Below are 18,103 nucleotides of genomic sequence, written 5' to 3'. Positions count from 1 at the left end.
TGTGATTTGGAGTTTGTTTTTCACTTTTATAAAAATTGGCCTTCTTTCTTTTGGAGGAGGGTACGCCATCATTCCGATGATTCAGCATGAAGCTATGGCTGGGGGGTGGTTATCCGAAGGGGAATTCCAAGAGGTAGTTTCCATCGCAGGGATGTCACCCGGGCCTGTTGCAACGAACAGTGCAACCTTGATCGGATATCGTATAGCCGGAATCGAAGGAGCGATTGTGTCAACATTAGGCATGGTTCTGCCCTCATTTTTAATCATCATCGTTATTTCCGTCTTCTTTTATCGGGTGAGGGACAGTCAATGGATTAAAACGTTATTTTATGGTTTGCGGCCAGTGATTACAGGCTTGATTGCCTATGCTGCGATTCGTTTTGGCTTAAATAGCGTGGAACATGCTTTTATTACTTGGCAGACCCTTGGCATGTTGATCATTGTATTCGCTGCACTTTATGGTTTAATGAAATATAAGCTGCATCCGCTCACCATTATCGTTGCTTCTGGCATTCTTGGGGTAGCTTTTTTTTAGACAGAGCCGGGACAATCCCAGATTGGAGGTAAATCATGTCAGAGAATATACGGGCTTGTTGTTCAGCTAGTCGAAATCAAGTCGCGAAACAAGAATCTATTGATGTTTGTAAGGAGAACACAACGGTTCAAGGAATAACAGGGGTGAAAGATTTCTCGGACATGATCCTTATCCCTGGAGGCACTTTTCTTATGGGGACGGATGATAAGGAAGGGTTCCCCGCAGATGGAGAAGGTCCGACTAGGAAGGTTACCTTATCTTCCTTTTTGATGGATGCAACGGCGGTTACGAACAAGCAGTTTGCTGCTTTTATCAAGGAAACAAACTATGCTACAGATGCGGAACGTTTTGGATGGTCTTACGTGTTTCATTCTTTTGTTTCCATGGAGACTGGGAAAAAGGTGACCCAAGTAGCCACACAAACCCCTTGGTGGTGGGTGGTGGAGGGAGCGGATTGGTGTCATCCTGAAGGTCCGGATTCCAAAGTAGATGAACGACTTGATCACCCGGCTATTCACCTATCATGGCATGATGCGGATGCATATTGTCGTTGGGCTGGTAAACGTCTGCCTACGGAAGCGGAGTGGGAGTATGCCGCACGAGGAGGACTGGTTCAGAAACGGTATCCTTGGGGGGACGAATTAAAACCAGACGGAGAACATCGCTGTAATATATGGCAGGGAAAGTTTCCCGATAAAAATCATGCCAGCGATGGTTTTGCAGGTACCGCACCTGTAAGGTCCTATCTGCCTAACGGCTATGGTCTTTATAATATGTCAGGAAACGTGTGGGAATGGTGCGCGGATTGGTTTACTAAGGACTATCATTTATCTTCCGAAGCCGTGAATCCGAAAGGTCCAGTAAGTGGTGTCGCAAGATCGATGCGTGGAGGATCATATTTGTGCCATAAATCTTACTGCAACCGTTATCGGGTGGCGGCTAGAAGCAAAAATACTCCAGACAGCTCTGCCGGAAATATTGGCTTTCGATGTGCGGCTGATTATACAAGTTAGAGCACTTTTACGACTACTACATAAGAAGGAGGAACTTCCTTGTCCTCTATCATCCATAGTCAGTTTGACATCAGCGTGCTGGACGTCCTAAAGATTCAATATCAGAAGCGTATCCTGTTCGATTACGTCCAGTCTTGTTATACCGTCTCTTATATCCAAAAAGGTGAGGTATTGACGACATCCTCCGAAGGAGAATATGTTGCTTCTGCCGGAGACGTGATGATCCACTGTCCTAACGAGCCTTTCAATGTGATCTCCAAAACGGATGGCGTACATTATCTGTTTAATATTAACGCTAAAGTTAAAGACGGAGATGACTTCTTTAAGTTATTCCCTTTAGGCAAGGTGATTCGGGTCCGGGATCGAAGCGAATATGAGCGAAGGTTTGACGAGTTGCGAAGCCTGTGGTTGCAGGAGGAAGATGATTTCAGGAATGTTCAGGTCGGTTCATTGGCATTTTTTCTTCTTTATGAAATTATGGAGAGTACCAAGCTTGGCGGGCGCCGCTCTTCACGAGATCCCTTTATCACGGACCGCTTTAACGAAGCGTTGCAATATATGGAGGAGAGGCTTGATCAGGAGATTAGTAGAGAGGAGCTTTCCAAGCTCTATCATATGAATCCTGTTTATTTTAGCCGGGCATTTCAGAAAATATATAAACTGACACCCATGCAAATGCTGCGAAAATTGCGGCTGCAGCAAGCTAAACAAATGCTGGAATATACGGATTATACAATCGAGCATATCTCCCAGAGATGTGGTTATTATGATGCTTCACACTTCAGCAAGGTATTTCGTGGCGAATACGGCAAGGGGCCGGCAGAGTACCGGAAAAGTATCGAATTTACAAAAACAAACATCGCTGCTCCATAGCGGAGTTTTCCATATTCATTTACTCTTATAAGCATGAGCAGATCATTCTAAGCTCCCCGAATCGAGCGTAACCATTTCGATGAAAAGGAAAGGCAGGGAATAACTCATGAGAATCTTGTATTTGGATTTGGATTCGCTTCGCCCGGACCATCTGGGATGTTATGGCTATCATCGGAATACCTCCCCGAATATCGATTCAATCGCTAAAGAAGGTGTCACCTTTACCAACTACTATTGTTCAGATGCTCCTTGCCTGCCGTCTCGTTCCGCTTTAATGTCGGGGCGATTTGGCATTCATAATGGGATTGTAGGGCATGGCGGAACCGCTGCTGATATGCGTAGAGAAGGAGCCAAACGTGAATTCAATGACCGTCTGGGGATGGAGAGCCTTCCGGCTATATTAAGGCAAGCGGCGATGAAAACCGCATCGATCAGCACCTTCTCCGAACGACACTCGGCGTGGACCTTTAACGCCGGGTTCCAAGAAGTGTTTAATGTTGGTGGCAGAGGGCATGAGACGGCAGAGCAGGTGCTTCCAGTGGCACTTAAATGGCTTGAGGATAATGGGGAGTCCGAAAATTGGTTTCTGCACCTGAATTTCTGGGATCCGCATACGCCTTATCGTACACCTGAGAGCTACGGTAATCCATTCAAGAAGGAGCCTTTACCCGATTGGATCACGGAAGACGTGTTTGAGCTTCACCGAATTAAGAAGGGGCAGCATAGTATTGAAGATATGAATACGCTCGCGAAATCGCATTATCAGCAGCATTTCAGGCATCAGCAGGAGATAGAGAACCTTGATGACCTGCGTGTTATCTTTGACAACTATGATGCTGGAGTTAAGTATCTGGACGAGCATCTCGGGAAAGTTTTTTCTAAGCTGAGAGAACTTGGCGTGATGAAAGATACGGCTATCTTGATCTCTGCGGATCATGGAGAGAGTCTGGGTGAACTAGGAATTTACTCCGAACATGGCACAGCAGACGAGGCGACTTGCCGTATTCCGATGATTGTTCGCTGGCCAGGGGGCAAGAAGGGAATCGTGGAGGAGGGGCTACATTATCACCTTGATCTAGGACCTACATTAGCGAGCCTTTTGAATTTGAAAGCGGCTGCTTCTTGGGATGGTGAAAGTTATGCAGGTGCTATTCTGGAGGGGAATTTGGAAGGGCGTGAGTATCTCGTAATCTCACAATGCGCGCATGTGTGTCAACGCAGCGTCCGGTTTGCGGATTGGTTATATATACGTACCTATCATGACGGACACCATGGATTCCCGCAAGAAATGCTGTTTGATTTGAAGCATGATCCTTATGAACAACATAATCTTGCCGAAGTGCGTAAAGACGTTTGTATGGAGGCTGTCTATCTGTTGAATGAATGGCATGATCATATGATGGGCTCCATGGATTGTGATATCGATCCATTATGGACGGTACTTATGGAAGGTGGACCCTACCATGCCAAAGAGTATCTGAGCGCATCCTTATAGGATGCTTAATAATATCCTAGTAAATGCGGTGAATGAAAGACATATGAAAGGGAGGTTGCCCTGAATGGGCAACCTCCCTATTTATGTTCTCGCTTTTTGTGGATCTATTAAAGATCCGGGAAGCCTCAAAACGGTCTTCGTCCCGCTACCCTCCTTACTGTACAGCAGAACGCCGCAAGGATCGCCATACTTAAGATTTAGACGATTATTGACATTTAGGAGACCGATATGATCTCCTGATTCTATATTCTTACCAGCCAGCAACTCCGTAAGTTGTTCCAGTCTTGTTGTATCGATACCTACACCATTATCTTCAACCACGATTTCAAGCAGCCCCGCTTCGTTTTTCTCTACGGAGATCAGCAAAATTCCTTGTCCTTGTGCCTCAAGCCCATGACCAAGCGCATTTTCAACAATAGGTTGAAGGATCATTTTAGGCACGGGAATGTGTAGCCATTCCTGTGGACACAACAGCTTGTAAGTAAATTTGTCCGGGAAACGGCCTTGGTAAATCCTCACACAAGATTCCGCGATTTTCAGCTCTTCCCCAAGAGTTACCTCCTCTTTGCCTTTGATGCTGTACTTGAGCATTGTGCTTAAGGCGGTAGTCATCTCGAAGATATCCCGATTTCCTTTTACGATCGCAACGCCCTTGATTGTATCTAAAGTATTACTTAAGAAATGCGGATTAATTTGACTTTGTAAATACGAATATTCCGCCCGCTGCTTTTCCAGATCGGTCAGATAAAGTTGAGTTGAAGCATCGATTAATTGGTCCGTCAAATCGTGGATCCGTGTGGTCATATCGTTGAACTGTCGAGAGATGATTTCAATTTCAGCATAGCCCTTTAAATCGACCTTGTTATTCAATATCCCCAGACTTCCGCCTTTTAATTGATTCATATAGCGCATAAGCCTAGACAACGGTCTTAAGAGATTCATCATAAGCACAGAATAGGGAATAGAGACGACCAGCAAGATTAAGGCTAGAAGAGCATAGCTGACCTTCTTCAATTTCTCCAGTTCTTTCATTAAATTATGGACAGGAACAGCGGTTATGATTTTTCCAGAGATCTCCGGTAAGCTAAAGGACTGAATTGCATATTTCTTTCCATGAACCGTCTCAACGATGGACTCTCCATCCCTTCCAGTTGCCCGAGTTTGAAACTGCTGGAGCATATCCTCCGGCTCATTGCTATTAGAGTAGATCATGCCTTTATCATCCATCATAAAAAAGCTGGTTCCGACCAATCGGGGATACTCAGAAATTTCAGTTTGAATGGCTTTCATATCTACAATAACTGCGAGATAGCCAATTTTTTCACCATATAGGGACGTGTCACCTGAAGCGAAGATGTTCATCCCGAAAAGCAGTTTTCTCTTGTCGATGACTTTGTCTGGAGGACTGTATCCGCGATAATGAACGATTCCATCCTCCTCAGCTGTTTTCATAAGATCGATAGCATATTTTGTTCTTCCTGCTAAGGAAATACGTGTGTTTGAGCTACCGATAACAATAATATCTAAGATATCCGTGTTCATATTTCGGGCGATGCTCAACAATCCTTCAACTTTTTGGGATAGATCGTAGACTCGAAGCTTATCATTCTCGACTAGGAACTTTTGGACGGTCGAATCGTAACCCACATTCATCATCATGGAAGAGACGTTGGCATAGTTGTCAGAAATCCGTTGTTTGAGGAGGGAGACCAGCTCCGTATTGTATTGCGTATTTTGATTAATGATAGTCTCGCTTGATAGTTGGTAGACTCGTGAAACGATGATTGGGATAATGGCAACAATAAATAACCCGAATAGCAAAACCTGAGTACGGATGGATAGTCTCTTAAATGTCTTCATTGTTTAGTTCCCTATATTGTGTAGGTGTCATTTTGAGATGCCGCTTAAAAATTCGTGTGAAATAGAAATAATCCTGAAAACCGCATTTCTCACCGATTTGGTAAATGGAAAGGTTGGTTTCGATCAGCATTTTACAAGCGTATTCAATTCGTAAACGACTGATATGTTCGATGATGGTCTCGCCGACCTCTTTTTTGAATAATTGGCATAAGTAATTTGGGCTTAAAAAAAACTGATTGGCTAATTGCTGGATCGAAATTTCTTGATTGAAATGGTTGCGGATGTATAACATGATTTCTTTGACTTTATGGTTTGAGATTCGTGAAATATCAGTTTCGTTTCTGTTCATAAAAATATCAAGTGTCATAAGAATCAGATCATCAATCATAGCTTCAGCCGTGCCGTACCGATAATAGAGCTGTTCATATCCTTCAAAAAAACGGCCGCTAACCCGAGTTCCTTCCCGAGGAAATAAGTAGAGGATCGATGTATAGAGCAAATAGGCTTCTTTAATGGTGAACGTTCCCTCTTTGAATAATTTCTTTATCGATTCCATGGCTGCTATGAAACCGAGCCGGTCTTTATTATGAAGAATCCGGGAAATCTCTTTGAGCTTCTCGTCGATCGGTATGTCCTGCTGTGGATTCACCCGGTAACATCCGGGCATCCCCGTTGTGAACATACTGAAAGCAGCATGAGAGGCGGACTCTAAAGACGCATCCAATTGGTGTATATCCGAAATAGGAGGACCGATCCCGACTCCGCACTCTTGTACAACTTCTGTTTGTTCAAGACCCTGGAGGAAGACTTCGTATTGGCACTCTTCCAATAAGTAACCATACCGACGGCGGCTCATTGGGAAGACCAGGGAAGAGAACTGCCTGACATCTACAGGTGAACTTAACCCTTGGATAACAATGGGGATATGAGGGGTATCTTTCGACAAGGGTATTTTCTTCTCATCCAACCATAAGTTAATTCGTTCAAGATCTCCGGAACAAACCGCTTCATAAAGTTCGAAGTCGTGGATAGGTTGTTCTTTAACTTTCTTGGAATCGTGTTGCTGGGCTATTCGGTTGAGCATTCCTTCAATTTCTTCGATTTCAAAGGGTTTGAGACAATATCCGAAAGTACCATAATTCATTGCTTTTTGTGCATAAGCGAACTCGGCATGTCCGCTGAGTACGATAAAGATCGTATCCGGCGCGATGGCCTTGCCACGTTGAATGAGCTCTAGTCCATTCATAACAGGCATCTTGATATCTGTTAGAACAAGGGTGGGGCGAAGCGATTGAATTAATTGAAGGGCTTCTTGCCCGTTTTCGGCATCGTCGATCACTTCAAAGCCGTATTTCTTCCAATTCACTCCTGCTTTAATTCCTTCTACAATCCACTTCTCATCATCTGCAATAATTACTGAACGCATAAGTGAATCCCCCTCTCTTTATAGAACTCTTAGATTTATCCTAGCGATTGTGGACCAAGGGGGGTATGGACGATCTTACGCTCACTATGTCCGATATTACGTGCCACAGGAAGGTCTCCCGCAAAGGTGTGAAAAATCCACATGATCGGAGTTGTATTCTCTATACAAGAGAATTTACACTCCCGATATAATTTACCATATAAATCGCTTACAAGCATAACAAACTCATACAGAAAGGTGGGGAGAAGATTGGCTGATTCTGTAACCGCTCGTACGCCTAAACGAAGCTTAAAAACTCGTGCTCCAAAGCAAAGTTTAGGAAAAACGATTTTACAGTACAAGTATTTTTACCTCATGGTTCTACCGGTGTTAATCTGGTATGCCCTCTTCAGCTATGCTCCCATGTACGGTGTAACGCTAGCGTTCAAAACATTTAATTACAGTGAGGGGATTCTGGGAAGTCCTTGGGTTGGGTTGGAGAATTTTCAAACGCTGCTGACCGACCCCGATTTTCGCAAGGCGTTTTGGAATACGGTCATTATCAGCTTGATGAAGCTGGTCACTCATTTCCCGATGCCCATTATCCTGGCGATTGTTTTATATGAGTTTTCCAGGACAAAAATGAAGCGGTTTTTTCAGACGATCCTGACGTTCCCGCATTTTATATCGTGGGTTGTACTGTCGGGGATTATTATCAATATTTTAAGCAAGGACGGGATTTATAACCAGATCATCATGCTGTTTGGTGGAGATCCGAATTCTCCTCTTGTCGATGAAAATGCATTCAGACCCGTTCTGTATATCACGCATGTGTGGCGAGAGATCGGTTGGGATTCAATCATTTACCTGGCGGCTCTGGCAGGGATCAATCCTGAGCTGTTTGAAGCGGCTGAAGTGGACGGAGCGAACCGGTTTCGCCGTTTGCTAAACATCGCATGGCCGGGTTTGAAGAGTACAGTCGCAGTTCTGTTAATCCTTCAAGTTGGACAACTACTAACCCAAGGTTCGAGCTTCGAGCAAATTTTCAACCTGTATAGTTCGCCGGTATATTCGGTTGCCGACACGATCGATACTTACATTTATCGGACTTCCTTCACGATTGGAGGAGACTTTGGATATATGACCGCCGTGGGTGTCGTCAAGTCCATTATCAGCCTAATCCTTTTATGGGCGGCCAATACGTTCGCTAAGAAGATGGGCGAGGAAGGGCTGTATTAATCTGCAGGAAAAGGGGAGAAGCAAGTGACCGACACAACGGTTAAAAAGAGAAAAAAGTGGAGTGTCTTCGATATCGTCGCATTCGTGGTTCTGGGGCTCCTAGCAATAGTAACATTTTTTCCTTTCTATAATGTTCTTATTATCTCTGTGGCAAAGTTCGAAGCGATTAGTAAAAGTGACTTTTATATTTTTCCGCTTTCGTTTGACCTGTCCGCTTACAAGCTTTTGCTTCAGGATATGAAGTTTTGGACTTCCATCTTTAATTCTGTCATCGTAACTGTGGTTGGCGTGTTGTTCAGTATGACAATCTCTGTGGCGGGAGCTTACGCATTATCCAAGCGGGGTATGCCCGGCAGAAACATAATGCTCAGCTTGATCTTGTTCACTATGTTTTTCAATGGCGGTTTAATTCCTTTTTACTTAGTCGTTAAAGATCTAGGATTCGTAAACAATATACTCGTCATGATCATCCCCGCGGGTCTCAATACGTTTTATCTAATCATTATGAAAAACTATTTCAACACCATTCCAGAAAGCTTGGAAGAATCGGCTAAGCTGGACGGGGCGAATGATCTGTACATTCTTTTCAAAATCATTATTCCGATTTCTGCTCCATTCATGGCGACTTTTGCTTTGTTCTATGCTGTGGAAAGATGGAATGAATGGTGGTATGCGCTGATTTTTATCAGTGACGCTGCAAAAGCACCACTTCAGATTTATCTGCGGGAGACACTCATTACTTCGAATTCCTTGCTAAGCCAAATGGCACAAACGATGGCCGAGCAGGAGCAGACGGGGAAGGTCTACACACCTGCACTTCAAATGGCAGCGATTGTAGTTTCGAGTATTCCGATTATTGTTGTTTATCCGTTCCTGCAGAAGCATTTTAATAAAGGGATTATGGTGGGTTCAATAAAAGGATAAGAAAGATTTTAAATAGATTGATTCTATCCTAAAATAGTATAAAGGGAGGTTTCAAGCATGCATAGAAAGAAAATAATGACATTGGCATTATGTATAACTTTGTTGGCTTCAGTACTCACGGCTTGCGGTGGAGGCAATAACGGCAAAGGGCAGGCTGGTTCAAACGGTGAAACATCTCCGAATTCTTCTAACTCCACGGATAATCCTTACAAGGATCCAATGACCATTTCTCTTGGGTTTTGGGATGCGGATGCCGAGATTGCTAACATCGAAAAGGACCCGATCGCTAAACAAGTATTGGAGAAATTCAACATCACACTAAAACCTGTCAATTTGTCTTGGGATGACTATACCCAGAAGATTCAAATGTGGGCCGCTTCCGGCCAATTGCCAGACATTTTCGCGATCGACGCCGTCGGCACGCAATATCAGCGCAAATGGGTGAATCAAGGCGTTGTCAAAGCGCTCCCGGATCTTTCAAAGTATCCAAACCTTGCAAAATACTTCGAATCGCCAGATATTAAAGGATTAGGAGTAGATGGAAAGTATTATACTGTGCCTCGCCGGATGTTCCCGAGTGTTGATTGGAGCGCACTGGATCGTATGGTCTTCTATCGTTGGGATCTTGCTCAAAAGGCTGGGATCACCAAAGAGCCAGAGACATGGGAAGAGTTTGAAGCCATGCTTGATGCAATCGTAAAGTCGGATCCGGAAGGCAAGCATATTACTGGTCTTACGACGACAACTACCAAGATGCTGGGCGGATTCTTCTGGTTGTATGGCAACCCGGTTGCTACTAGTGATGGAAGCGGCAGTGATTTTAAATGGATCAAAGAGGATGGAAAGTTTATCCCTGCTGTATTCTCTAAAAATGCGCTGCCAGCGCTGCAAAACATGAAGAATATGTACGAAAAAGGGTTGATCGATCCAGACATCGCGCTCGTCAAACCAGCAGAGTCCTATGACAATTTCGTAGCAGGCAAAGCAGCTGCTCTTCTAAGCGGTGGAGGTTTCATAAATTTAAATAGCGATATGTATGAAAAACGCTGGAAAACAGCTTATCCGGATAAGGATATGACGGAGAGCGTGAAGGCGCTCAAGCCGCTTATCGGTCCTGATGGTGAACGCTCTCATGCCATCTTTAAAACATACTGGTCAGAAAGCTATTTCAGCAATAAGATTGACGATAAAAAGATGGATCGCATCATGGCACTCTATGATTATGTGTTGTCTCCTGAAGGCAAGGATCTGTTGACTTATGGCATCGAAGGTGTAGATTATAAGCTCGAAAATGGGCAGAAGGTTGTCATTGAAAAGGGTTCATTAAATGAGAAGTATCCAGCTAGCAGATTTCTGAAGAATTTGGTGGCTTATGAAACTTCAGATAGCTATAACATGGATAACCCGACGATTGCTAATGAAGGAATCCGCAAAGAAGCTGTCGATTACATCGACTGGATTCAGAACAATACAAAGGTGCCAGAATACGACATTCGGTTAACTTATATGTCCACCCCAACAAAGGATAAATTTACTGTGCTTGACCATGATGATTTGCTTAAGATCATGCTTTCCAAAGAACCCGTTGAGAGTTACTGGAATAGCATTGTGAACGATTATAAGGCTAAAGGTCTTGATAAAATGATAGAGGAAGTAAATGAGAAGGCCAAGGAACAAGGTATTGAATAATGGATGAATAGAGAAGATCCGGGCGGAAGTAGCCCGGATCTTCCGTTTAATTATTTGAAGTATGGCTTAGACTGTGCGGCGCTACTGACCGCATACTTATAAGATTGGGAGGGTAAAGTCTATGAACCTTAGCATTCATTTGACAGGGTTAACCGAGAAACAGTTAGCAGCTGTTTCAGAAGTAGCGGGAATATTGAGTATTCGAATGGAACACTCAGGGATACCAGTGATTTGTAAGAAGCAAGGGAAGGGCATTCAAATATCTTACGATGAGGCTCAGGTCACCATTGCGTATGAACAGGAACATCAATTGTTCCGGGCACTCAGCCGATTTCTTGAGAACGTACGCCGTGGAGAACGAGTTGAAATTAATGAACAGCCGGTTTATGAACAGTTAGGCTTCATGGTAGACTGTTCGCGAAATGCGGTTCTTAACTATGAAGGATATAAGGAATTGATCCGGCGTTTAGCGCTTATGGGATATTCAACGGTTCAGTTGTATACAGAAGACACCTACGAACTGGAGGGATACCCTTATTTCGGCTATTTGCGAGGCCGATATACAGGAGATCAAATTCGGGAGCTGGATCAGTATGCCGCGTTATTTGGCATAGAACTGGTTCCTTGTATTCAGACCCTGGCCCATCTCGGCCAAGCGTTGAAATGGCAGGCACATGCACCGCTTGTGGATTTCCAGGATATTCTCCTTATTGATGATCCCAGAACTTATGAGTTAATTGATCGAATGTTTGCTTTTATGTCGGCTCATGTAAGCAGTCGCCGCATAAATATCGGGATGGACGAAGCTCATATGATGGGACTTGGTAAATACCTGGATAAGCATGGGTATCAGGATCGAACCTCATTAATGTTAAAACACTTTAGCACTGTTATAGAGATCGCCAGAAAATATGGTTTCCAGACGATGATGTGGAGCGACATGTTTTTCCGTCTGGCCAGTTCCGGAGAATATTACGATGCTGAAAGTCCAATTAGCCCTGATATTGTAAAGCTGATTCCTGAAGATGTTACCTTGATCTACTGGGATTATTATTCGGAAACGCAGGAGAAATACGACGGGATGTTAAGCAAACATAAGCAGTTGAATGATCATATTGGATTTGCAGGTGGTGCTTGGAAATGGATGGGCTTCGCTCCAAACAATGAATTCAGTCGTCATGTCAGTCTGCTGGCTCATGATAGCTGTGTTAAGTATGGAATTCAAGAAGTGTTGATTACCGCATGGGGAGATAATGGCGCTGAAGCTTCCGTTTTCTCGGTTCTTCCTACCCTTCAACTTTGGGCGGAGCTCTGCTACACGAGATGTTTCGTGGAGAACCATGTCAAAGAAAGATTCAGTAGCTGCGTGCAAGGCAATTATGATGACTTTATGGCACTCGATGCGGCCAACTTGGTTCCGGGTAATTCGGCACCGGGGGGATGTTCTATCAATCCGGCTAAATACTTGCTTTATCAAGATATTTTATGTGGTTTGTTCGATCGACATGTTATTCCTAGCGCGTATTCGAAGCATTATCAGCAAAGTGCAGAAAAGCTCGAACAGGCGATCACTCGCAATTCGCCTTGGCAATCTTTATTCTCTGTACAAGCCAGCTTGTGTCGCTTGCTCGAAATAAAGAGCGAAATCGGGATTTCTATACGCGAAGCTTATCATCGTGGAGATTTAGAGGAATTGGCTCACTTTGCCAAGGTAACTTTGCCACAATTATCTGATTTGGCCAGACAATTCATGGCCGACTATCGAGTGCAATGGGAGCAGGAAAATAAGGTGTTTGGTCTTGATGTCTTTGATCTTCGTATGGGAGGATTGCTTCAGAGAATCAGAACGGCGATTCATCGAATTAATCGTTATGTCGAAGGAAACGTGGAACAGATTGCTGAATTAGAAGAGGAGCTTCTGACGTTCGACGGCCTTGTTGACGAGGGCAACCCCAGGGCGATAAGTGCGAATTTATGGCACACGATTGCAACACCATCCGTGATCGCTGGGGTTTAAGAAGGGGGTGAGGTTATGATTGATACTAATCTGGACAATCAAAAGGGCACAAAGCAGCCTAACCTTCTGCTTATCACCGTAGATCAGATGCGTTTTGATTGTCTGAGCATTATGGGACATCCCGTCGTTGAGACACCCAACCTGGACGCTCTGGCATCAAGGGGGATCTTATTTGAGCACGCGTATTCGGCTACCCCCAGTTGTATTCCCGCCAGGGCTGCTATCATGACAGGAATGGGGCAAAGATCACATGGCCGGGTTGGTTATCAGGATAAGGTTGAATGGAATTACGCCCATACGATTGCCGGAGAGCTTGCTCAAGCTGGTTATCATACGCAGTGTGTTGGCAAGATGCATGTGTATCCTGCACGTAATCTATGTGGATTCCATAATGTGGTGCTTCATGATGGATATCTTCACTACAATCGGGATAAGAACCAAACGTTCCATGATGAACACTATGATCAAGTGGACGATTATTTGCAGTGGCTGCGAAGACAAACTGATGCCAATTCGGATATCACTGACTTAGGCCTCGATTGCAACGCCTCAACGGTTGCCCGCCCCTGGCACTTGCCGGAAGCGATGCATCCAACGAATTGGTGCGTAACCGAGTCGCTAGACTTTTTGCGAAGAAGAGATCCTGGGAAACCATTTTTCCTATGGTCTTCCTTCGTTCGCCCGCATTCCCCCTTGGATCCGCCACAATGTTATCTAGATATGTACAAGGACTTGGAATTTCCTGATCCTCCAATCGGAGACTGGGTGGACGAGAGTGCGGCCTTAAACGCAGCTAAGGATCCAACTTCTTCGTTCACTAATTTGCCAAAGCGCAGATTGGATCGTGCCCGTGCCGCGTATTACGCGCTAATTACGCATCTTGACGACCAAATTGGGAGGTTGATCAATGGGCTGCAGGAGTATGGTGTTTTAAATGAAACTTTGATTCTATTTACTTCTGATCATGGTGAAATGATGGGGGATCACCATTACTTCCGGAAATCTCTTCCTTATGAAGGAAGTGCTAAGATTCCTTTCATAGTGTTTGATCCGGGAGAAACGCTTGCACTTCTTGCCGGCTCCCGGCTTGATTCCATTGTAGAGCTTCGCGATATTATGCCCACATTTCTTGAAGCTGCTGGCGTCCAAATACCATTTACAGTAGAAGGGCAAAGTGTGTTGCCGCTGTGCAGGGGAGATCAGACATTGTGGCGATCTTATATTCATGGGGAACAAGCCTATGGAGAAAAGTCCCACCACTTCTTAACGGATGGAAGAGAGAAATTTATTTGGTATTCTCAGACAGGGGAAGAGCAGTATTTTGATTTAGCGGCAGACCCCTCAGAGAAGATTAATGCGATAGGCTGTATTGATAAATTCGAGCGCATAAAAGAATGGAGAGAGCGTCTTATTCACGAGCTGGAGGGACGAGAGGAAGGGTTTGTAAACAACGGCGAATGGATTGCCGGACGCCCAATTTCTCATATTCTAAAGGCATCCCAATTGGGGGAATAATCATAACTTAGGGCAACCTGAACTTTCAGGTTGCCCTACGTCTGTTACGGAAAGATTAAGGAGTTTAGCGTGTATTTTGATTTACCAGCTACTCCGGCGTTCAGGCAAAGGGTCCTGATCTTGAATCATTCGATGGACGAGCAATTCAATCATCGAATGGCGAATATCACTATAATCGGGATCTTCAAAACGATTGGAGTTCTCATGAGGATCCTCTTTCAAATCATACAATTCACCGTAGGTCTCACCTGCGAAGATCACCAGCTTATAGCGTGTTGTACGCAAACACTTAGCGTTAATGCCGCGATCATGAGCAATATAAGCGGTTAGGGCAGAATTACGCACATGGGACTCTCTTCCAGCCAGCACCTCCATCTGTGACACACCTTGAATTCCGTAGGGAGTTTTGAGACCTGCGGCTGCAAGCAGTGTGGGGACAATATCAACATGTTCCATCAAAGCAGGGACCCGTTGCCCGGAAGCAATCCCAGGACCGCGTACGATCATCGGGATTCGTGTTAACCCTTCATAAAACCACGGCCCTTTGTAAATCAGCCCATGGTCACCGAGCAGTTCTCCGTGGTCGCTGGTGAAGAGGATGACTACATCATCGTACATATCTTTTTGACGCCAAGCTTTTATAATACGTCCGATCTGCTCGTCAATGAAGGTAATCATCGCATAATAATTTCGGGTGAGCCGTTTCATATGCGCTTCATCAAGAGAATGCTCCTCACCGCCACCAGGCCAATATCCTCCCTGACTCTGACGCAGCAGATGTGGAGGACGAAGATGCACGTCGTCTGCTTCGCTGGCTGGAGATGGAATGTCAGTGTCAGCGTACATATCCGCATAAGCTTTTGGAGGGTCAAAGGGGTGATGTGGATCGACGAAACTGGTCCATAAAAATAGCGGTTGTTCGGTTTTGTGAGAGAGGATCACATCGATGCTCCGTTCAGCAATCCAGTATGACTGGTGTAGCTCTGGAGGGATTTCGCTCTCCCACACATCGTTTTGAGCATTAGAAGCTCTGTAACGGTCCTTGCTGAAACGTTCTGCCGCTTCAGGGTTGCGCTCTCTAAGCCACTCCATATATTCCCCGATACAATTGTCTTCCGTAATATGATGTTCATCAAATCCGTAGTACGTTCCATCGGAAGCTCTTCCGCGGTCACGATAAGCAGGCTCTTCATATTCTTGTGAAAAGTCCCCCTTCATCTGAGGGCGGAAATGCATCTTTCCTATACCGATGGTTTTATAATCCGCTTTCTTTAAATGATCGCATAAGGTAAGTTCGTCTTCTCTGAGAGTGGTACCGATGTTCCAGGCACCGTGAACATGCGGATACCTGCCTGTAAAAATGGAAGAACGTGAAGGCGTGCAAACAGGACTAGCGCAGTAAGCACCAGTGAAGAGTGTGCCTTCCGAAGCAAGCTTGTCAAGCTCAGGTGTCAGTACGGAAGCGTTTTCGATACCTAGTGCGTCCGCACGCATTTGATCTGTGGTAATTAACCAAATATGAGTTCTTTTTGACATCCGTAACAACCCCCTATGAATATAGTGTATAGCATCACAAAAGCCTCTAGCAACCAATGAATTCTCCATATATTTCATTAGAATCGTCCATATGGGTTGATATTTTTATTACCTATAATTAAATAGTCTATCTCAATGTTGGAGGAGAAATTATATGCGGAAGTTATCCATATCAGGGGATCATTTTACATTAGACGAACAACCCATCCGGTTGCTTTCTGGTGCGCTTCATTATTTCCGGATCGTTCCGGAATATTGGCAGGATCGTTTGCTGAAGCTGAAGGCTTGTGGATTGAATACTGTTGAAACCTATATTCCTTGGAATTTACACGAACCAGAAGAGGGGAGCTTCAATTTTGCTGGATTTGCTGACATCGAGGCTTTCGTTAGACTTGCTGGAGAGCTTGGTTTGCACGTGATTTTGCGGCCAAGTCCTTATATTTGTGCGGAATGGGAATTCGGTGGATTGCCAGCTTGGTTACTTGCGGACAATAACATACAGCTGCGTTGTAATGATAACGTCTATTTATCTAAGTTGGATGCCTATTTCGATGAGTTGCTTCCACGTCTGCGGCCTTTGTTAAGCACTAACGGTGGGCCTGTGCTTGCTCTTCAGGTAGAGAACGAATATGGAAGCTTTGGTAGTGATAAGACTTACCTGAATGATCTAAAAGCAGGAATGATCGCCCGCGGCATGGACGTTCTGCTGTTTACTTCAGATGGAGCTGAAGATCATATGCTCCAAGGGGGTATGATTGACGGAGTGTTCGCCACCGTGAATTTCGGTTCACGGGCAAAGGAAGCCTTTGCTAAACTACGTGAATATCAGCCTACGGGACCGTTGATGTGTATGGAATTCTGGAATGGATGGTTTGACCACTGGATGAAACCGCATAATACACGCCCCGAATCTGAAGTAGCGGAGACTTTGGATGAAATGCTGGCTTTAGGAGCCTCTGTTAACTTCTATATGTTCCATGGGGGGACGAATTTTGGATTTATGAATGGGGCAAATCTTTTTGACAAATATGAGCCCATCGTAACCAGCTACGATTATGATACGCTGCTGGACGAATCCGGCAAGCCAACTGCAAAATTCTATGCAGCTCGGACAATAATTGAGAAATACGTAACGTTGCCGCCCCTGGAATTACCGCCGTTAATAAAGTCACAAGCTTATGGTAAAGTGTTGATGACAGAAGCAGCACCACTGTTCACTCAGTTAGACGTTTTGTCTCACCCAGTACATAGAGCATGTCCCGAGCCAATGGAGAAACTGAATCAGAATTATGGGTTCATTTTGTATTCGACGAAGATCAGTGGACCCCGCAGCAGTACGGAGCTCGTCCTTCAAGAAGTACGTGATCGTGCGCTTGTATTCGCGAATGGGGCCTTTGTCGGTACAGTTGAACGCTGGGATCCGCGAGGAATTCCATTAGAGGTTCCAACGGAGGGACTGCAGATCGACATCCTTGTGGAGAATATGGGGCGTGTAAATTATGGCCCGCTGCTTCGTGATCCAAAAGGCATAACCTGTGGCGTTAGACTCGGCTATCAATTCCTGCATGATTGGACGATTCGTTCTTTGCCTTTAACCCATCTTAAGGGATTATCATTCACACCGATAGATTGCGAGCAACGTCAGCAGCCCACTTTTTACCGGGGGAGCTTTCAAGTCAGTAAGCCTGAGGATACTTTTTTGCAGCTGGATGGATGGAGTAAAGGTCAGGTTTTTATAAACGGCTTTAATTTAGGGCGCTACTGGGAGAAGGGTCCAACTAAAACACTGTACTTACCAGCGCCGCTTCTGCGTCAAGGTGATAACGAGCTAATCTTATTCGAACTACATGGCGTAATGGAGCCAGTGGTTACTTTTGTGGATACACCGGAGCTCACATGATATTTAACGGGTGAGGAAGTATCATGATTCTATAGTATGGGTCTGATGATTTTTAATATATAATCAAAACAGCCCAACAATTTATAGGAACTGAAAATGCAC

The 18,103-nt window shown here is 44.7% G+C and carries 13 protein-coding genes; 10 read left to right on the top strand and 3 right to left on the bottom strand.

Annotation, left to right across the window (positions count from 1 at the left end):
- Position 1 precedes the first annotated feature (1 nt).
- The 4 genes from MHI51_RS18150 to MHI51_RS18135 all read left to right on the top strand — a co-directional run bounded on the left by MHI51_RS18150 (position 2) and on the right by MHI51_RS18135 (position 3,916).
- A complete protein-coding gene (locus tag MHI51_RS18150) occupies positions 2-535 on the top strand; it encodes a chromate transporter (protein WP_076129733.1) in 534 nt (177 codons plus the stop codon).
- Positions 536-570: 35 nt separating this feature from the next.
- Positions 571-1,548, top strand: a complete 978-nt coding sequence (locus tag MHI51_RS18145) for a formylglycine-generating enzyme family protein (protein ID WP_076277763.1) — start codon at positions 571-573, stop codon at positions 1,546-1,548.
- Between the two features lie 39 nt (positions 1,549-1,587).
- Positions 1,588-2,421: a helix-turn-helix domain-containing protein gene (locus MHI51_RS18140; RefSeq protein ID WP_405173155.1), complete on the top strand. Its 834-nt coding sequence runs from the start codon at positions 1,588-1,590 to the stop codon at positions 2,419-2,421.
- Between the two features lie 106 nt (positions 2,422-2,527).
- Positions 2,528-3,916 carry a sulfatase gene (locus MHI51_RS18135; protein WP_405173154.1) on the top strand — a complete coding sequence of 463 codons (1,389 nt, stop codon included), beginning with the start codon at positions 2,528-2,530 and terminating at the stop codon, positions 3,914-3,916.
- Positions 3,917-3,997: 81 nt separating this feature from the next.
- Here the strand turns inward: MHI51_RS18135 and MHI51_RS18130 are convergent, their stop codons facing one another.
- Complete coding sequence (locus MHI51_RS18130; RefSeq protein ID WP_036688197.1) at positions 3,998-5,776, bottom strand: sensor histidine kinase; 1,779 nt, start codon at positions 5,774-5,776, stop codon at positions 3,998-4,000.
- Positions 5,763-7,202: a response regulator gene (locus MHI51_RS18125; protein WP_405173153.1), complete on the bottom strand. Its 1,440-nt coding sequence runs from the start codon at positions 7,200-7,202 to the stop codon at positions 5,763-5,765. The genes MHI51_RS18130 and MHI51_RS18125 overlap by 14 nt, the downstream gene beginning before the upstream one ends.
- Positions 7,203-7,451: 249 nt before the next feature.
- On the opposite strand from MHI51_RS18125, the gene MHI51_RS18120 reads away from it, so the two are divergent.
- From MHI51_RS18120 to MHI51_RS18100, 5 genes are all read left to right on the top strand, one after another.
- A complete protein-coding gene (locus tag MHI51_RS18120; protein WP_076277759.1) occupies positions 7,452-8,420 on the top strand; it encodes a sugar ABC transporter permease in 969 nt (322 codons plus the stop codon).
- A 24-nt stretch (positions 8,421-8,444) separates the two neighbouring features.
- Positions 8,445-9,344 carry a carbohydrate ABC transporter permease gene (locus MHI51_RS18115; RefSeq protein ID WP_076129726.1) on the top strand — a complete coding sequence of 300 codons (900 nt, stop codon included), beginning with the start codon at positions 8,445-8,447 and terminating at the stop codon, positions 9,342-9,344.
- Positions 9,345-9,401: 57 nt separating this feature from the next.
- Complete coding sequence (locus tag MHI51_RS18110; RefSeq protein ID WP_076218680.1) at positions 9,402-11,033, top strand: extracellular solute-binding protein; 1,632 nt, start codon at positions 9,402-9,404, stop codon at positions 11,031-11,033.
- A 121-nt stretch (positions 11,034-11,154) separates the two neighbouring features.
- On the top strand, positions 11,155-13,050 hold the full coding sequence (locus MHI51_RS18105; protein ID WP_342409879.1) for a family 20 glycosylhydrolase: 1,896 nt from the start codon (positions 11,155-11,157) through the stop codon (positions 13,048-13,050).
- 15 nt (positions 13,051-13,065) lie between these two features.
- Positions 13,066-14,565 carry an arylsulfatase gene (locus tag MHI51_RS18100; protein ID WP_405173152.1) on the top strand — a complete coding sequence of 500 codons (1,500 nt, stop codon included), beginning with the start codon at positions 13,066-13,068 and terminating at the stop codon, positions 14,563-14,565.
- 81 nt (positions 14,566-14,646) lie between these two features.
- Here the strand turns inward: MHI51_RS18100 and MHI51_RS18095 are convergent, their stop codons facing one another.
- Entirely contained in the window at positions 14,647-16,101 is a 1,455-nt protein-coding gene (locus MHI51_RS18095; protein WP_076129722.1) for a sulfatase, read from the bottom strand.
- A gap of 154 nt (positions 16,102-16,255) precedes the next feature.
- On the opposite strand from MHI51_RS18095, the gene MHI51_RS18090 reads away from it, so the two are divergent.
- Positions 16,256-18,001, top strand: coding sequence for a beta-galactosidase family protein (locus MHI51_RS18090; RefSeq protein ID WP_076194919.1), 1,746 nt, complete (start codon positions 16,256-16,258; stop codon positions 17,999-18,001).
- Positions 18,002-18,103: the final 102 nt, after the last annotated feature.

This window comes from Paenibacillus sp. FSL H8-0260 (assembly GCF_045040625.1).
In the GTDB taxonomy this organism is placed as follows: domain Bacteria; phylum Bacillota; class Bacilli; order Paenibacillales; family Paenibacillaceae; genus Paenibacillus_AQ; species Paenibacillus_AQ odorifer.
The sequence above is the reverse complement of the archived record's forward strand: the minus strand, read 5'-3'. Positions and strand labels throughout refer to the sequence as shown.

Bases quoted from the DNA above. Each gene is read 5' to 3' on its own strand.
- MHI51_RS18100 (WP_405173152.1), top strand. From the start codon at position 13,066: ATGATTGATACTAATCTGGACAATCAAAAGGGCACAAAGCAGCCTAAC.
- MHI51_RS18105 (WP_342409879.1), top strand. From the start codon at position 11,155: ATGAACCTTAGCATTCATTTGACAGGGTTAACCGAGAAACAGTTAGCA.
- MHI51_RS18125 (WP_405173153.1), bottom strand. From the start codon at position 7,202: ATGCGTTCAGTAATTATTGCAGATGATGAGAAGTGGATTGTAGAAGGA.
- MHI51_RS18135 (WP_405173154.1), top strand. From the start codon at position 2,528: ATGAGAATCTTGTATTTGGATTTGGATTCGCTTCGCCCGGACCATCTG.
- MHI51_RS18145 (WP_076277763.1), top strand. From the start codon at position 571: ATGTCAGAGAATATACGGGCTTGTTGTTCAGCTAGTCGAAATCAAGTC.
- MHI51_RS18110 (WP_076218680.1), top strand. From the start codon at position 9,402: ATGCATAGAAAGAAAATAATGACATTGGCATTATGTATAACTTTGTTG.
- MHI51_RS18095 (WP_076129722.1), bottom strand. From the start codon at position 16,101: ATGTCAAAAAGAACTCATATTTGGTTAATTACCACAGATCAAATGCGT.
- MHI51_RS18130 (WP_036688197.1), bottom strand. From the start codon at position 5,776: ATGAAGACATTTAAGAGACTATCCATCCGTACTCAGGTTTTGCTATTC.
- MHI51_RS18090 (WP_076194919.1), top strand. From the start codon at position 16,256: ATGCGGAAGTTATCCATATCAGGGGATCATTTTACATTAGACGAACAA.